13 protein-coding genes are annotated in these 16597 nt (G+C 67.1%); 7 read left to right on the plus strand and 6 right to left on the minus strand.

What is annotated here, in order from left to right:
- Window positions 1-254: 254 nt before the first annotated feature.
- The 3 genes from ligD to VT03_RS21850 all read left to right on the plus strand — a co-directional run bounded on the left by ligD (window position 255) and on the right by VT03_RS21850 (window position 3884).
- A complete protein-coding gene (gene ligD / locus VT03_RS21840; protein ID WP_075094961.1) occupies window positions 255-2951 on the plus strand; it encodes a DNA ligase D in 2697 nt (898 codons plus the stop codon).
- Between the two features lie 124 nt (window positions 2952-3075).
- Window positions 3076-3276, plus strand: coding sequence for a hypothetical protein (locus VT03_RS21845; protein WP_156514683.1), 201 nt, complete (start codon window positions 3076-3078; stop codon window positions 3274-3276).
- Window positions 3277-3389: 113 nt separating this feature from the next.
- A complete protein-coding gene (locus VT03_RS21850) occupies window positions 3390-3884 on the plus strand; it encodes a hypothetical protein (RefSeq protein WP_156514684.1) in 495 nt (164 codons plus the stop codon).
- A 141-nt stretch (window positions 3885-4025) separates the two neighbouring features.
- Here the strand turns inward: VT03_RS21850 and VT03_RS35005 are convergent, their stop codons facing one another.
- The 3 genes from VT03_RS35005 to VT03_RS35085 all read right to left on the minus strand — a co-directional run bounded on the left by VT03_RS35005 (window position 4026) and on the right by VT03_RS35085 (window position 8122).
- Window positions 4026-4151, minus strand: a complete 126-nt coding sequence (locus VT03_RS35005) for a hypothetical protein (protein WP_255378408.1) — start codon at window positions 4149-4151, stop codon at window positions 4026-4028.
- A 257-nt stretch (window positions 4152-4408) separates the two neighbouring features.
- Complete coding sequence (locus VT03_RS21860; protein ID WP_075094965.1) at window positions 4409-5212, minus strand: hypothetical protein; 804 nt, start codon at window positions 5210-5212, stop codon at window positions 4409-4411.
- Between the two features lie 432 nt (window positions 5213-5644).
- On the minus strand, window positions 5645-8122 hold the full coding sequence (locus tag VT03_RS35085) for a M48 family metalloprotease (protein WP_075094966.1): 2478 nt from the start codon (window positions 8120-8122) through the stop codon (window positions 5645-5647).
- Window positions 8123-8298: 176 nt separating this feature from the next.
- Between VT03_RS35085 and VT03_RS21870 the strand changes: the two genes are divergently transcribed.
- The 4 genes from VT03_RS21870 (at window position 8299) to VT03_RS21885 (ending at window position 12800) form a co-directional block, all read left to right on the plus strand.
- On the plus strand, window positions 8299-8583 hold the full coding sequence (locus VT03_RS21870) for a hypothetical protein (RefSeq protein ID WP_075094967.1): 285 nt from the start codon (window positions 8299-8301) through the stop codon (window positions 8581-8583).
- A gap of 567 nt (window positions 8584-9150) precedes the next feature.
- Complete coding sequence (locus VT03_RS21875) at window positions 9151-9861, plus strand: hypothetical protein (RefSeq protein WP_075094968.1); 711 nt, start codon at window positions 9151-9153, stop codon at window positions 9859-9861.
- A 119-nt stretch (window positions 9862-9980) separates the two neighbouring features.
- Window positions 9981-10460, plus strand: coding sequence for a hypothetical protein (locus VT03_RS21880; protein WP_075094969.1), 480 nt, complete (start codon window positions 9981-9983; stop codon window positions 10458-10460).
- Window positions 10461-10673: 213 nt separating this feature from the next.
- Window positions 10674-12800: a hypothetical protein gene (locus tag VT03_RS21885; protein WP_075094970.1), complete on the plus strand. Its 2127-nt coding sequence runs from the start codon at window positions 10674-10676 to the stop codon at window positions 12798-12800.
- A 146-nt stretch (window positions 12801-12946) separates the two neighbouring features.
- Here the strand turns inward: VT03_RS21885 and VT03_RS21890 are convergent, their stop codons facing one another.
- From VT03_RS21890 to VT03_RS21900, 3 genes are all read right to left on the minus strand, one after another.
- Window positions 12947-14188: a DUF4832 domain-containing protein gene (locus tag VT03_RS21890; protein ID WP_075094971.1), complete on the minus strand. Its 1242-nt coding sequence runs from the start codon at window positions 14186-14188 to the stop codon at window positions 12947-12949.
- Between the two features lie 437 nt (window positions 14189-14625).
- Window positions 14626-15900, minus strand: coding sequence for a phage portal protein (locus tag VT03_RS21895; protein WP_075094972.1), 1275 nt, complete (start codon window positions 15898-15900; stop codon window positions 14626-14628).
- A 225-nt stretch (window positions 15901-16125) separates the two neighbouring features.
- Window positions 16126-16554 carry a hypothetical protein gene (locus VT03_RS21900; protein WP_075094973.1) on the minus strand — a complete coding sequence of 143 codons (429 nt, stop codon included), beginning with the start codon at window positions 16552-16554 and terminating at the stop codon, window positions 16126-16128.
- Window positions 16555-16597 lie beyond the last annotated feature (43 nt).

The raw sequence follows: 16597 nt of genomic DNA on the forward strand, positions 1-16597 counted from the left end.
TGGCCCTTTGCCCGCCGGAGGCCCTCTCGTCGAGAGATGTCTGAAGGAGCCAGTGTCCAAGCGCGGGCGCGGTGCCGGATGCCCCCTCACCAACCCGCGTCGCTACCGGACCGACATCCGAACACCCATTGGCCCAGTCGCGCCGGTCCACGCTCGGATGCACTCCTGTGCGAGAGTCCTCGGTAGCGTTCCACTCTGCACCCGGGCGCAGGGTTTGCACCCCTTCTGACGGCAAGTCCGGGAGTGCACAGGCAATGGCGTCGGCTCAATCACAGCTCAAGGAATACAAGCGGAAACGGGACTTCCACAAAACCAGCGAACCGGCGGGGAAGTCGTCCCGACACCGTTCGACGAAGAAGGGACTCGCCTTTGTCGTTCAGAAACATGACGCCAGCCACCTCCACTACGACTTCCGTCTCGAATGGGACGGCGTCCTGAAAAGTTGGGCCGTCCCGCAGGGCCCGTGCCTCGACCCCTCGCTGAAACGCCTGGCCGTCCAGGTGGAAGACCACCCGCTGGAATACGGCACCTTCGAAGGGATCATCCCGCCGGGGCAGTACGGCGGCGGCACCGTCATCGTCTGGGACAACGGCACCTGGGAGCCGCTTGGCGACGCGGCGGAAGGTCTGAGGAACGGCAAGCTCAAGTTCCATCTCCACGGCGAGAAGCTGACGGGCGGCTGGACCCTCGTCCGGATGCGCCGCAAGCCGGGGGAGAAGAAGGACAACTGGCTCCTCATCAAGGAGCGGGACGACGCGGCCCGGCCGCTGAAGGAGCGGGACATCGTGAAGGACGAACCGGCGAGCGTCCTCAGCGGTGTCACGATCGGCGAGATGGCCGAAGAGCCGCCGGCCGAGTGGAACTCCGAAGGCCCGAAGACCGGCCGCAAGTCCCGCCCGACTTCAAAGACAACCCGATCCAAGCCCGCGGCCAAGCCCAGGACTGCGGCGAAGTCCAGGACGTCGGGCGACAAGTTCCCGAAGTCGATCCAGCCCGAACTGGCGACGCTCGTCGAAGCCCCGCCCGCGGGGGACGACTGGCTGCACGAGATCAAGCTCGACGGCTACCGCGTCGTCGCCTTCGTTCATAAGGACAAGGTCCAGCTCAAGACGCGGAACGACCTCGACTGGTCGCACCGCTTCCCGGAGATCGCCCAGGACCTCCAGCGGCGGTTCCACGGCGAGGACCTGGTCTTCGATGGCGAAGTGTGTGCGGTCGATGACGAAGGGGTGACGCGTTTCGGGATGCTCCAGGAGGCACTCAGCGACAGCCAGACCGACGGGCTCGTCTACTACGTCTTCGACCTCTTGTGGCGGGACGGAACGGACCTCCGCGGGAAGTCGCTGGAGGTCCGCAAGGACCAGCTCGCGGAGCTCCTCGGCAACCGTCCTCACGGCCGGATTCTCTATTCGGATCACCAGGTGGGGCAGGGCGACAAACTGTTTCGGAAGGCGGCCGATATGGGGCTGGAAGGGATCGTCTCCAAGCGCCGCGACCAGCCATATCTCTCCGGGCGCGGCGGCAACTGGGTCAAGTCCAAGATAAGCCAGCAGGACGAGTTCGTCATCGGCGGTTTCACGGATTCGACCTCCGCGACCCGCCGTCTTGGGGCGCTCCTCATCGGCTATCACGACAACGGCGAGTTCAAGTACGCCGGCAAAGTCGGGACCGGCTTCACCGAGGCTATGACGGCGGATCTCCGGGAACGGCTCGTGACCCGCGAGAGCGACGAGTCCCCGTTCGCGGACCGCGTCACCGGAGCGGGGCGGGGCGTCCACTGGGTCGATCCGAACCTCGTCGCCCAGATCGGTTTCACGCAGTGGACCCGCGACGGCCGCCTGCGGCACCCGGTCTTCCAGGGCCTGCGGGAAGACAAGCCGGCCCGTTCGGTGAAACGCGACATTCCGAAGGAGGCCCCGGCGATGGAGGAAGCACCGCGCAAGACAAAGTCGTCCCCGGGTGGTGAACGAAAGCCCGCAAACGGGACCGCCAGGAAAGCTCCGGCCAGGCGACGCCCCACCCAGCACCACAGCGGCCCCGAACTCTCCGCGGCGGACCAGAAGCAGCTCGAACAGCTCCACCTCACGCATCCCGAGAAGGTCCTCTATCCCGCGGAAGGGATCACCAAGCTCGACCTCGTAGAGTTCTACGCCGCGGTCGCGGAGTGGATGCTGCCGCACATCGAGAACCGGCCGCTGAGCCTCGTCCGCTGCCCGGACGGCGTCGGCGGTCCGCGGTTCTTCCAGAAGCACGCCGCCGGCGGCACCCCCGACGCCCTCAAGCGGATCCCGATCCGGGAGAAGGACGAAACGGAGGACTACCTCTACATCGACAGCCTCGCGGGGCTCCTCTCGACGTGCCAGATGGGAACGCTCGAGATCCACCCCTGGGGCTCCCGCTGTGACGACATCGAGAAGCCCGACCGCCTGATCTTCGACATCGACCCCGACGAAGGTCTCGCCTGGTCCAAGGTCGTCGGAGCCGCCCGCGAGGTGCGGGATCGCCTCCAGGATCTGGGCCTCGAGAGCTTTTTGAAGGTGACAGGAGGGAAGGGGCTCCACGTCGTCGCCCCGATCGTCCGCCGCGGCGAGTGGCCGGAGATCAAAGCCTTCACCCGCGGCTTCGTCCGACAGATGGCGGCCGACGATCCCCGCGCCTACACGACGAACATGAGCAAGAGCGAACGCCGCGGAAAGATCTTCCTCGACTACCTGCGAAACGACCGCGGCGCCACCGCCGTCGCCCCCTACTCCACCCGAGCCAGGGACGAAGCCTCCGTCGCGGTCCCGATCGCCTGGACGCAGCTCACCCCGCAGATGCGCTCGAATCACTTCACCATGAAGAACCTCACCACCACCCTCGCGCGGCGGAGGACCGACCCCTGGGAAGAGATGCTCACGCTCCGGCAGTCGCTCACCGCCGCCATGCGAAAGAGCGTCGAGGAAACCTGAGGCCCTCCTCAACCTGAAGGCGGTCGGCCGCGGCGCAGTACTCCGTTCTCCTCACGTTCTCCTTGTGGCGGGCCCAGCGTCCGGGTAGCGTCGCTGTCATCCCCCGCCATTCGGAGATCGAGAAATGGGCAGAACCTTGTTTCCTGTGTGCGCCAGTTTCGGGCCGACGTTTCTGGCCCTCGGGCACGTCGTCCCCCACCGCGGAGGGTTTCCCGTCGGCCTTCTGATTGCCCTCCCGGGAGCGGTCATGCTGACGATCGCCCTCAACATCCTCTATCGCGAAGTGACCGCCCGGGACCGCGCCGCCGACCACCCCGCAAGCTGACGAAACGCAGTCGCTTCCGCCCGCCGGGAACTCAAATTGACGCGATCGACGCTCTCCCGCAGACTGTCCGCGCCGCAAGGGCACACGCGGAATCTCGTCAGGAGATGCATTCGATGGGCAAGGTCATTGGACTCGTTCTGGCTGTCATTCTTCTGGCGGGGACATCCCGCACCATCGTCGGCAAACCGACCATGGTCCTCGAAGCAGACGACCTGGAGTTCCCCGAAGTCCACGCGAGCTGGTTCGATCCCTCGACCATCCCCAGCCGAATTCAGGAGCTCGATGGAACCCGCGTCGTCGTCTACGGTGCGATGTTCCCTCCGCTCGCCGAGAAAATGCGTCACTTCCTGTTGATCGGCGACACACGCCGCAAACCGGCCCAGTCCTCCGACTCGACTCAGCTCCGCTACGCCAAGATCGGCGTCAAGCTGACGCACGAAATCGGCTACGAGCAGGGAAAGACACTCCGCGTAGAAGGCACCCTGCGAGTCCGACCGTTCCTCGATCGGGGCGAGCTACGGTTCCTCTACCTCATCGAGGACGCCAAGGCCGAAGTCACCGAGCCTCGCCCCAACCGCTACGAACGGGTCAACTTCTTCAGCTGCTGATCATCGGCGAACGGGGGGCGTCAGCCCCCTGATTCCAAGCCGGCGTCAGCCCCCTGATTCGAAGCCGGCGTCAGCCCCCTGATCAAAAGGACCATCGCCGCTCTGTCGGGGCGACGCGCCAATCCGCGTCGCGACCGGCAATCACCGCCAACGCGTCCCCAGCCATCCAATGATCGAGCCCGCCAGCAGCAGTCCCATCCCCAGACTGAGCCACCACACCGTCTCCGCGCCGCCGTGGCTGTTCAACCCCGGTCCCGCAACGATCAACAGACCGGCCCCTCCGACAACCCAGCCAACGAACCGAAGCCCGCGACCAGGAATGAGATGATTCGGGCCCATCGCTCCCCCCGGATTCACTCCCACCACCGCGGCTGACAGGGACGCGGGGTTTTGCCGCCACAACAGCGTCCAGTTTAGCTTGGACCGTTCCTCATGAAATGCCTCCGGCGGGCAGGGTTCCACCCTGCACCCGGCCCTCCGCTCGCTTCGCTCGCCGGAGTGCACAGGTCACGCTCTCCCCGACCTCACGGCGTCACCCGCTTCAGCACATACGGATCATGCTCATGATCCCGCTCCGTCGCCCGCTCGAACCGCTGCACCTCCTTGCCCTCATACAGCACCTGCAGCGCCCCGTCATTCATCCGCACCAGCCCGTACTGCCACTCGGTCTCCCGCCCCTCCAGCAGCACAAAGATCTCCGGATCCGTCCCCAGCGCAAACGCAAACAGACCTCCATCGACCGCCCCCGGCATCCCCGCGGGATACCGGTACAGCGGCTGACTCAAGAGCCGCAGCGCCTGCTCCTCCCCCGCATCGCTCACCCGCCGATCCTCCAGCACCACGGAGAACTCCCGCGCCATTGCCTTCATCTGTGCCAGCCGGGCCACCGCCGTCCCCGCCGGCTTCCCGCTCTCCGGCACGCCCTTCATCACCATTCCCGGTCGCGATGGACTCCACGTCGCCACGCCCGCCCGCCGTCCCGTCAGCTCCCCCGCCGTCAGTGAATGCAGCTCGACATGAAACCCGTTCGCCGGCTGCCACGCATAAAACAGCGACATCACGACGACCGGCCGCCCCTCGTCCGTCGCCACATACAGGTCCCCGAACACCCGCCCCGTCCCCGGGTTCGACCACCGCAGCAGCGACTTCGGCTCCAGCTTCACCTCCCGCTTCCCGGCCGTCTGAAAACTCCACCGCGGCAGCTCCGCGTCAATCAGCCGCCGCGTCTCCTTCACTTCCGCGGAATCGGCCGTCGCCTCCTCCCCGCGCGACAACCCCGCCAGAACGCTCAGTCCCACAACGACGCAACACGACAGAACAAATCGCATGAGCGGCCTCCGGATCGACGCGAAGAATCGACTCCTCCAGAGAGTAGAGACAATGTGTCTATTGTCAATCGGTCGGTATTGGCGATGCGAGGGGCATGAGTCGTTCGAAGGTCGAACGCTGAAGGCGTTCAACAACTTAGCCTGGGGCAACGCCCCAGGAACGGTGAGTCCAATCGTCCTCAAGCCCTGAAGGGGCGCAACAACAGCAGAGGGCGCCCTCACACTGCGGCGCTCGCTCTGCACTCTCCGCGGGTTGGTGAGGGGGCATCCGGCACTGCGCCCGCGCCTGGACACGATCTCCTTCAGACATCTCTCGACGGCCAGGCCTCCGGCGGGCAAGGGGATGTGATCCCCTTGCATCCCCCACCAGGGTCCCCCTGGACCCAATGTGTCTTGCCTCTCCTCTCTACCTTCCGCCTTAAGCCTTAAGCCTTAAGCCTTCTCTTCCCACCTTCGCTCCAGCCGCTTCACCCGCGCCTGCATGAACGACAACGGCGCCGCCATCACCTGATCGCGAATCCGATCCAGATGCACCCGCGCCCCCTCCAGATTCCCCTCCCGCATCGCCAGATCGAACCGGCCCCGCTCCATCGAAATGTCCCCCGGAGCCATCCCCTCCGCCGCGTCCAGACATCGGACAGCCGTCTCCAGGTCCCCCCGCGCCATCGCGATCCGGCCTTTCAGCGCCATCGTCTGCGCCTCATCGGGCTTCAGGCTCGCCGACCGTTCCGCCGCCTCCCACGCCCCATCGAGCTCCCCCAACTCCAACAGCGCCACCCCCTCCATCAACGGTCCCACCGGGTCCCGCGGCTGAGCCGCCTCATACTCCCGCGCCGTGGCCAGCACCTCCCGCGGCAACTCGTCCTCCAGTTGCAGCAGGGCCAGCACCAGCAGCGCCGCCAGCGGCCCGCGCCCCTCGTCGGTCAGCTTGCGGAACTCCTCCCGCCCCCGCTCGCGATCCCCGTTCAGCGCGTGACAGATTGCCAGATTGTACCGGGCCGTCGGCGACCACTTCCTCCGCGGCTTCCGCTCCGCCAGGGCCAGCGGCGCCTCGTAGTCCCCCGCCAGGAGAAGCGTCACGATCCTGGTCTCGTCCCGGGCCGTGAAGCGGGCCAGCATCGACAGGAACATCCCCGCAAGGACTCCCAGGAACGTCGCCAGGAACGACAGGGCCAGGACGATCGACATCGGCTCCCGCCGTCCGCCGGCGCTCTCGCGGACCGCGGAGTCCAGGCCAATGGCGATCAGGACGGCAATCATCAGGACAATCGAGAGCACCGTGACCCGGCCCCCGCTCCACCAGCTCCCGCGGACCGCCATCCGGCGCCGCATCCAGCGTCCATTGGTGTAGATGACCCACCAGACCAGCCCGGGAGGGATCAGGACCGTGGCCAGCATCAGCAGGTTGGCGATCGCTCCCTCGCTCGGATGGCCGGAACGGATCAGGACCAGCGAGGCCGCCAGCACCGTCAGCCAGACGAGAGTCATGCACCGCGCGGCCCAGCGGCGGCGCGGGACGTCCCCCCGCTCCCAGGGGACGGTGACCGGCTCGAACTCCGGGGCCTGCCGCGCGATGGCGTCGATCCGCTCATCGCGCGAGGGATGCGTGGCGGTCGCGTAGATCATCCAGGAGAGCAGCCCCTTGTTCGGGATGCCGAGCAGCACATGGATCTTGGACAGGGCGGAGGCGAGCGGCTGGTGGCCGACCGCTTCCGCGGCGCGGCGGTCGCAGTCGTACTCCAGGACGCGGCTCAGGACCCGCTTGAGCCCCGTCGCGAGCGCCCCGCCGAAGAACAGCGCCGCCCCCGCCAGTTCGGTCACCGGGGAGCCCGGAAAGTCGAGCCAGGCGGCGACGAAAACCGCCGCCGAGGCCGCCACCGGGACGATGCCGGCGAACCACCACAGCGACAGGTTGGCGATGTGGCCCAGCTCGTGAGCCAGGATGGCGTCCCGTTCTTCGGGCGTCAGCCGGTGCAGGATGCCGCCGGTCGTCAGGAGCGTCGGGGCGGCGATGCTGGACATGAAGGCCATGGCGCTCAGGTCCCCGGTGTCAGCCGGGATCATCCGGACGAGCGGCGGGTGGACCCCCATTTGTCGGGAGAGCTCCGCCACGCGTTCGGGGATGGGGCCCGTGGTGATCTCGTTGAAGCTCCGGTTCTTCAGCTGGTTGAGGGCCCGCAGGTTCATCGCCATGAGGAAGAAGATCGACAGCCCGGTCGCCCAGAAGGTGAGGCCCATGCTGGCGCTGCCGGACCGTTCGAAGACGAACCGGCCGGCGACGAGCAGAGTCCAGAGCGGCAGCAGTCCGAGGGCGGTGAAGACGAGCGAGACTCCGATCCACCGCCCTCGCGATCCGCGGCCGACGCGCGACTGGCGGTACGACGCGGCGAGCATCAGCAGGAACACCCCTCCGGCCGTCGCGAGTACGGAGGAGGGCTGCGTCGGGACCCATTGATCGGGTGAGGAGGAGAGGAAGAACCTCGACAGCAGAGACGCGTCCTCGCCGGAGAAGCCGCCGGGGCGCATGCCGCGGCGGTCCGGGCCGCGTCGCCGGCGGAGCTGGTTGCGAAGCTCGCCGCGAGCTTCCGCGGCTTCGTCGCTGCGTCCCAGGCGATCCAGGATCGAGGCCCGGGTGGCGAGGAGTCGCGTGCGGTCGGCGATCGGGAGATCCGGGTTTTCGAGCTGGAGCTCGATGAGGTCGAGGGCCTCTTCCGGTTCGGTCGAGATGAGGGGGAACAATTCCAGCCAGGGGTCCTGTTCGGTCTTGTCGAGTGTCTCGAAGCCGGCCGGGGGACCGTCGGGGAGGGGCGGGGCGGCAGCGGGTGGTTGTGCGCGGAGGTCCGCTGCCGCGAGGGCGGTGATGAGGGCGAGGGGGAGCAGGATCCAGCGGAGGCGAAGTGGGCGGGACATGGCGCCGCTTGGATGAGGCCGGGAGAGGGTGAGCGAGCGAACGTGCGCACTATGCTGTGTCCTATGGCGGCGGTCCAGCGGGGCGGGTTCTCGCGGCGTCGCTGCATCGAGCGCCCACGGGTTACGCGTTGGGGACGTAGTTTCAGGGAGAGTCCGGGAGTCAGTCGGAGGCCGACATGCGGTACTGCATCTACGGTCATCTGACGGCCTTTGTCATTTGTGGGATGTATGCCGTCGCGGGGCGTTTTGGCGTGCTGCAACAAGTCGATTCGTTCCCCTTGTGGGCCTGGATCGTTGTTGCAGCCTTCGTCTGGTCATCGGTGTTGGCCTGGTTCGTCTGCCCATTGGTCTCGCTGTTCTTATTGCTCCTGGTCGAGCGACCATGGCGGCACGCCTTGGCGGCGTTCGTGGCCGAGGTCCTGCTCTGGGTGGCTCAATACTGGGTTCTGATGTTGCGATAGATTCGATCGGGACGAGATGCCGAGCCATCGAACTGCTCGTCGCTCGAACATCGTTCTCACCGGCACGGCACCCGTTCGCTCGATCCCACGTTCCACGGCCACCGGGTCCAGGGGCACCCTGGTCAGGGGATGCAAGGGGGAGAATCCCCCTTGCCCGCCGGAGGCCTGGCCGTCGAGAGATGTCTGAAGGAGTCGGTGTCCAAGCGCGGACAACGTGTCGTATGCCCCCTCGCCAACCCGCGAGGAGTCCAGAGCGAGCGGTGTCGTGTGAGCGAGTCTTCACCGTCCGCCCCCGCAGTGCGGAGATCCGTGGCATCGCGCCGCGAGACGCGCTCTCCGGCCCTGTGGGCCGCTGGTCCCCGCTTAACCCGCGCCGGGGAATCCACCCTCGTCCGTTCCGTGGTCGTCGGCTTCGTGTTTGCCCGATCGGTGTCCATCCGCGGCTGCCCCCCCTGGAACTCCCTGCGCCGGCTCGTCCGTTGACGCTGGTCCTTTCCGCAGGTCAGACTTCAACCGGCGACTTCCAGGGAGGCGTCGCCGGGGTCGGGACGGAAGGCAGGAGGAGTCATGGGCTGTTCATGCTGTGCGGAGCCGTCGGTCCGTCGCTGGAGAGGGCTTCCCCTCGTCCTCACGCTGTGTGTCCTCCTCGGCTGCACGGAGTTCTCGCAGCCCCTGTGTGACGAAGCGGACTCCGTGGTCGACGCCCGGCTGCTGGGGAGCTGGGACTTCCCTCCGGACAAAGGGAAGGAGGAGGAATGGACCGAGTGCGTCATGACCGTCCAGCGGGTGGAGGGAAAGACCACGCTGCGGTTCGTCAGTTCGGCTCTGCACTACGGCAAACGCGAGGAGGAGAGCTACCTGGGGCGGGCCGTGACGATCGGCGATCGATCGTTCCTGAGCGTTCGCTCTCTCAATCCCGAGGTGAAGGACCCGGGTTGGCTGCTGCTCCAGTATCGGTTCATCGCGCCGGACGAGGTGCGGTTCTATCTGCTGAAGACCCGCCTCGTGGAGGCCGAGATCCGCGCCGGTCGCCTGCCGGGCCGGTCCCGAATGATCCCGCCTCCCCCGCTGCTCGCTCTCCTGGGGGCGAAGCCGCACGAAGAACTCTCGCTCACGGCGACCGTCGACGAGATGCGGGCGTACCTCGCCCAGCACCCGGACGCCTGCTTCGATCTGAAAGAGCCGATCCTCCCGCTGAAACGTCGACCGGGTGATGCGTCGCCGGCCGGCAAGGCGGACAAGCCGATCGCCGTCGAGGTCGCGAAGCCCGTCCAGTAAGGGGGACGACGTCCGGCCGCGACGCGCGCGAACGCCGTTGACCGCGCGATCGAAGGATCGGCACACTTCGGTGTCGGCGGACGGGAAACCGGAAGACCTGATTCATCGGAGGGCAGGGCATGGGGCGGAACCAGCGTCGCGGAACGGGTCTCGTGTGGCTGTCGGTCCCGCTCGTCCTGGCCCTGGCTCTCGTCAGTCGCGCCGCGGAGCCGGACGAACTGCTCAAGCAGGTCCAGGGGAAGTGGATCCGCTACCAGAACGCCCCCGGCGGGAAGGTCACGCTCATCAAGGAGCATCGGGATCGGAAGACGATCCTGACCGCCTACGACGAACGGAAACGGGTCCTCTACTCCCACACCTCCGACTTCACCGTCGAGCAGTCGGGCCGCGTCAGAATCTTCACGTTCCGCAACCGGACCATCACCGCGGGCCCGGATAAAGGGCAGGAACAGAAGGAGCCGTCGTCGTACGTCTATCGGATCGTGGATGGAAAGTTCCTCGAGGTCCACGGCGTCCTCGACGACTCCCCCGGCCCGCCGGCGATGATCCTGTGGGAACCGTACAAAGGAGACCTTGGCGACGTCGCTCGGCTGGATTGATGAGAGGCCGCTCTCGGCGCCGGTTTCGAGTTCGGAGACCGGCTGCCTCCCACGGTTCTCGACGGTCGGCCTCCGGCGGGCAAGGGGGCGTGGCCCCCCTGCACCCCTCACCAGGGCATCCGCCCTGGACCCGGTTCTTTCCTCTCGAATTCCGACCCGCCTTCTGTCATTCTGCAACCTCTTGCTGCGGCTAGTGCTCTCGGAGGCGGACCAGTGCCATCAGTTCCCTGCCCCCAATGCGGGGTCACGCTCAACGTCCCGGAATCGGCCTTCGGACAGACGCGTCCCTGCCCCCACTGCAAGCAACGCGTCCGCCTCCAGCGCCCCAAACCGGTCGACGCCATCACCGGCCTCAACTTCGAAGACAAAGACCTCTTCGACGAAGACGACTCCGCCGCCGATCTCGACACCACCCCCGGCAAGAAACGCAAATCGCCCGCCGGAGGCTCCTCCGGCCCCGTCAAGAAGACGACCAAAAAGCCCGCGAAGCCCAAAAAGAAACCCGCCTCCGACGACACCGAGATCCCCCCGTGGGTCATCCCGGCCGCGATCGGCGGCGTCGTGGCGCTGTTCTTCATCGTCATCCTCATCGTGATGATCGGCGGCGGCAGCGGCACCACGGCTCCCCCCATCGCCCTTTCCCGCGAACCCCAGCGCGGCCCCAACTCCTTCGTCCCGTACGCCCCCCCCACCGGAGCCGACACCAAGCTCTGGAAGGTGACCGTCGACACCGCCCCTCCGCCCCCCGCCGGCCTGCAGTCGTTCTTCGGCGCCCCCAACCGCGACGCGGTCGTCGCCTTCGCCTCCCCCGCCGCGGCGACCGCCGCCGTCCTCGATCGCCGGGGCGACGGAACCCAGTGGCTCCAGTACAGCCTCGACAAGTCCGAACAGCTCGGAAAGGTCGACATCCCGGGGAGCTTCGGCGGCGACCGGCAGGCCCCCGTCGTCGCCCTCAGCCCCCTCGGCAAACAGCTCGCCCTCCGCGGCAGCGGCGAAGGGGGAGAGAAGCGAGTCGTCCTCTTCAAGACGGACGGCACGGAGGCCGCCTCGATCGACGTCGATGCCCCGATGGAAGGGATCTCCTGGCTGTCGTTCCCCTCTGAGGAACGGCTGCTGGTCCTCGCCGGCGACCGGCTTCGCGGCTTCGACGTTCCGTCGGGCCGCGAGGCGTTCCTGATCGAAGGGGTCAAGGCGCTCCCCTCGACATCGCCCGGGGGCAAGTGGGTGGCGGCCCTCATCGGCGAAGGGATCGGCTGGTACTCCACCGCGGACGGGACGGTGGCCGGCGTCAGCCCGCTGCCGGAAGCGTGGTTCACGCAGGACCAGCAGGTGAGCCCGCAGCCGGACCTCGCGGGAAAGCGGCTCGCGCGGGTCGCGTTCTCCCGCGCGGGGCGCTCGGCCGCGATCGTCGTCGTCAATCCGCACTCGGATGTTCACATTGCCGAAGTCGATCTCTCGACCGGCCAGATCCGCGACGCCTTCGTCCTCCAGCACCGGCAGACGCAGGAAGTGCAGAAGCTCCTGGATGCCGCGTGGGTCGGCGAGCGGCAGCTGCTGTTCCCCTCCGGAATGCTGGTGGACCTCGACCTCAAGACGTGGCTCGTCCGCTATGAGCCGGGGACGTGGTGCGGAGCGGGCCCGGACGGACGGTACTGGCGGGTCCTGGCGGGGCGGGAACTGGGGCAGTCGGACAAGCTGTCGGGCCATCAGGCGGTCCTGGCGGCGGTGACGCTTCCGGACCCGGTGGCGGCGGAGCAGCTGCGGGACGCGCGCGGGGGAGGCTTCGCTTGGCATCCGGGGCAGGCGGTCCGGATCGAAGTCGCCGGCAATCTTCCGGACAGGGAGCGGGAGGCGACGATCGAGGCCTTCGCGGCGATGCTGGCGCAGCGGGGGATGCAGATCCGGCCCGATGCCCAGCTCGGGGCGCGGCTCAACATCGGGGTGCGGCCGGGGCTGGTGACAGGGAAGTCGCGGCCGGCGCTCGATACGACCGACCGGGCGGAGGAGTACAAGGAGGGGAAGGCCGGGACCGTGCGGATCTCGATCGTCGACGAGCACGGCAATCCGATGCTGGTGGTGAGTGCTCCGGACGAGAAGCCGGATGCGGTGACCAGCACGTACGGCGGGAGCAGTGCCGAGCAGTTGTGGCGCCAGTTGCGGGCGAAGATCGACACGCTGCGTCTTCCGCGGTTGTACTTCCGGACGGACGGGGGACGACGGCTGTCGCTCTCGCAGCTTGAGATCCGCCGTGCGCAGGCGGGGATCGACGGCCTTGCCAAGCCGACGTATCCGAACCTCGATGGCATCCCGGACGCGTTCGCGTTGCCGAGCGACCGTTGAACCGGGTCCAGGGGGACCCTGGTCAGGGGGTGCAGGGGGCAGAATGCCCTTTGCCCGCCGGAGGCCTGGCCCTCGGAAACCATCGGAAGCGATCGGTATCCGAACTCGGAAGTGGCGTCAGATGCCCCCTTATCCTCTTCTCTTCCTCAAGGCCCGGCCTGATACGAGATCGCCTGTCCCGGCACCAGCCGGTCCGACTCGATCGTCAGCTTGGGGGCGGTCCCGCCGGCGGTGATCCTGCACATGCGCGACTCATCGGGGAGCAGGCCGCGGAGGGATTCGCCGGAGCGGACGCCGTTCACGGCGGGGTAGGCGTCGTAGTAGAACGGCGCGATGCCGCGGTTGGTGATCGTCACTTCGGACCGGTCGGAGGCGGCGGCGAAGCGGGTCACCTCGAACCGGTATCCGCAGGCGAGTCCCGCCTTCCGGAGGACGTCGGGCTTCTGATAGTCGGGCTGTCCGTCGCCGATCATGAACGAGATGTGGAACTTCGCCGCGTGATCGGCAAAGGGGATGCCGTGCGGTCCTTTCGGGGCGAGTGCGAGCCGCTGGTCCTTCTTCTCAAAGAAGCTGAACTCGCCCCCGGTGGGGGACCGCTTCCAGCGGTCGAGCCCGAAGGCGACCCAGTTCGGCTCGTTCGACGCCTTGTGCTTCGCGTGATTGAACGAATCGTCGAAGAGGCCGAACCGCAGCCCGAGCAGTTCGGGGCTCGCGGCATAGGGAGCCTGATCGCCGGCGGCGTCGACGGAGATCATCCACGGCGTCTCGCGGAACGTGGCGGCAAGGTGCCGGGCAAACTCCCCCTGGTAGTCGAGCGAGGGGAAGGTTTTCCCCAGGACCATCGGGCCGTCGTAGATGTGGTACTCCGACCACAGGCCGAACCCGACCTGCACGAAGGCGAGCCGCGGATCGCGGTCGTAGCGTTCGGCGAACTTCGTAAAGAACTCGAGCGTGAACCGCCGCAGCTCCGGGTGCGACCAGTCTGGGAACCCGGTCGGCTTCTTCTCGCTCGGAGCGGTCTGGCCTTTGTAGTCCGGAAGGGCCTGGATGTAGGCGGGGACGCCGCTCGGCTGGCCGACGTAGGTGTCATGCCAGCGGAGGATCGTCTGGTGCTTGCGGCGGGCGACGGTATCGAGCAACGTCTCGACCGCGCTCCAGTCGTAGGTCCCCTTCTCGCGGACGACCTGAGAGTAGGTCAGGTACGAATACTCAAGCTGAATCGGCGCCGTCTCGACCTTCTCGTTCGTGCTCCACAGGACGATCCCGGTCATCGGCTGAACATCGGTCAGCGTCGACTTCAGTGCGATGGGAACCAGATCGTCGGCGGTTACGGGAGAGGAAGTCAGGAGGGGGAGACTGGCGATCGCAGCGAAGAGAGAATGTCGCATCGGGTGAGTGGAGCTCCAGAAGACGGACGACAGGAGAGGGCGAGTCGAGCGACGAAACCCCAAGCTGAGGAGCGGTGACCGAAGTTGCAAGGCCGGGAGGCCCCCTGTGTGCGTCTGGAGAGTCGGTGGAGAACTCCAACGGGAGGATCGAGAGAAGACTTCGGGAGGGCGAGGCTCCGGCCGAGCCGCGGCGGTGGAGAACGTCTCCGATCGCCCCGTCACCCTCACCCAGTGAGAGCCGTGCCGTTCCTCCGGAGAAGGGGCGGCACGTCCATGTGATGGAGGGAAGGTGTTTGCGAACCTTCGCGGCTCAGCCGGAGCTTCGCCCTCCCGGTCCCCGGCGATCAGGCTTCGCCGACCGAGAAGTGCCACCAACTTTCCGGACAGACGCCGATGGGTTGAGCAAAGGATGTCCGTCCGGCGGGGATATTCTTTGATCAGTCGGCCGGGGCGTTGGTCCCCTGTTCCGTCTCGTCGCGGCTGTCGGCCGGTGCGACGGGGGGACTCGCCACTCGCGTCAGCAGGATCGGCTGGCGGGCTTCGGGGGTTCCCAGCGGGGCGTAATTGCGTTGGACTCGCAGCTCGTCGAGCGAGGCGATCCCTTCCTTCGCATCCGCGGCGAAGTCGAGCCGGCGGGCTTCGGCGTCGTCGGGAACGAGGTCTTCGAACCAGACCTGGAGGTCGGGGTCGAACCGCCTGGCGAGGTGCTCCGTCAGGGCCCCGGCGATGTACCGCCGCATGGGGTTGATGGCGGTGTTGTACCAGACCCGCTCGCTCACCTCGGCGGTGGCCCGGTTGAGGTCGTGGGCGATGCCGACGGCGAACCGCGGCACCTTGTGGAGCGCCAGGACGTTGTCGCGGAGCTGGTCCGCCTGCTCGCCGGTCAGCATCTCGTTCGGCTTCACCGACCAGGGAACCGCCTTGACCCCCGGCGGCTGAACGATCGGCCGGCCCGCCTGGGCGAAGCCGCGGTAACGGGCCATGAACTTCTCGCCGATGGCGTCGAGAAGCTCCGGCGTCACCGAATGATGGACCTCCTTGTCGATCTCGATCAGCATCGACTGCAGCGGTCCGTGCTCATAGGTCTGGTGGCGGGCCCGCTCGATGATCTCGCTGGAGAGAATCCACTCGGCGCCCGCTTCGGTCGGGCTGAGCGGGACCGACTTGCTCGTGGGGTGCTTGCCCTGGATGCAGACGATTTCGTCGGCGCCGACGTCAAAGGGGGCGCCGCCGCCGGGCGTGATCGTCCAGCGGCGGGCGACCCCGTCGCGGTCGGTCTTGGCCTCGGCCCAGGGGGTGGGGATGACCCACAGTTCCGCGGGGAGGCCGAGACCGTCGGGGACAGCCCAGAGGACGACGCGGCGGAAGAGGCCGAACTGAAGGAAGATCTCGTAGGCGAGCCCCTGCCAGAAGTCGACTTCGTTGCAGTAGGCAAAGAGGCGGGCGAGCGGGTGTCCGGGATCGGCGACCCGTTCGCCGTCGACGAGATAGCCGACGTGCGGCGTATCCTCCGCCGCCTTCTGGGCGTTGGCGTCGATGGCGATGAAGTTCCACAGTCGGCAATGGCGGGCTTGTTCGCGGGTGAGGCGGAGGTCGCGGGCAAGGTCGCTGGTGGCTCCGGAGCCGAGGCCGAGCGGAAGCGGGGAAGGGGAGGCGACGGTGGACTGGCGACGGGGCTGGAAGGTGTCGGCGAACGAGGGAGCGATTGGCATTGGGGGTTCCTTTGCCAGTCAATCGGCCGGGGGAGGAGAGGCTCAGGAGAGGCTGAAGGCGGAAGGCGGAAGGTAGAGGGGGAGAGCCCAGGAGCCGGGGCCTGGGGGACCCTGGTGGGGGATGCAGGAGGCCTGGCCGTCGAGAGACGCCTGAAGGGGTCCGTGTCCAAACGCGGACAACGTGTCGTATGCCTTCCCTCCATCTCTTCTCCGAACGGTTGCGCGTCAACCATCGGCGCGACTGTCAGGTCTCTGGAGTCCCCTGGTACGGCGGTAAGACGAAACGGCGAGCAGGAGCAGCGAGATGAACAAGCTGGTCGTCGATGCAACGAGGGCGACGCGGTTCCGCTGGTAGGCGATGGGGATCAGCAGGTGGTCCATCTGCCATATGAAGTCGCGGGACTCCTTGAGCATTCCGAACACGACGAGCAGGCCGATCATCCAGCGGCGGATCCGTCGGTAATGCCAGCCGGAATAGAGAGCCGCCAGCGCCAGTGTCGGTGTGAGGAGAAAGTACGGGTACGCGTCGACCAGATCGGCAATGAAAAGCCCATCACGGATGTTCCACGGATCCCTGATGACGTAGACCGCAAAGCAGACCGTCGCCGCGGCGGCGAGGGTCGAGACCGTGATGCGCGTCAGGAGGGCTTTCATCAGAGCGGCGACCGGCCGATGAACACTGTGGGCCTCGTGAATG

It is taken from the genome of Planctomyces sp. SH-PL14 (assembly GCF_001610835.1).
Classification (GTDB): domain Bacteria; phylum Planctomycetota; class Planctomycetia; order Planctomycetales; family Planctomycetaceae; genus Planctomyces_A.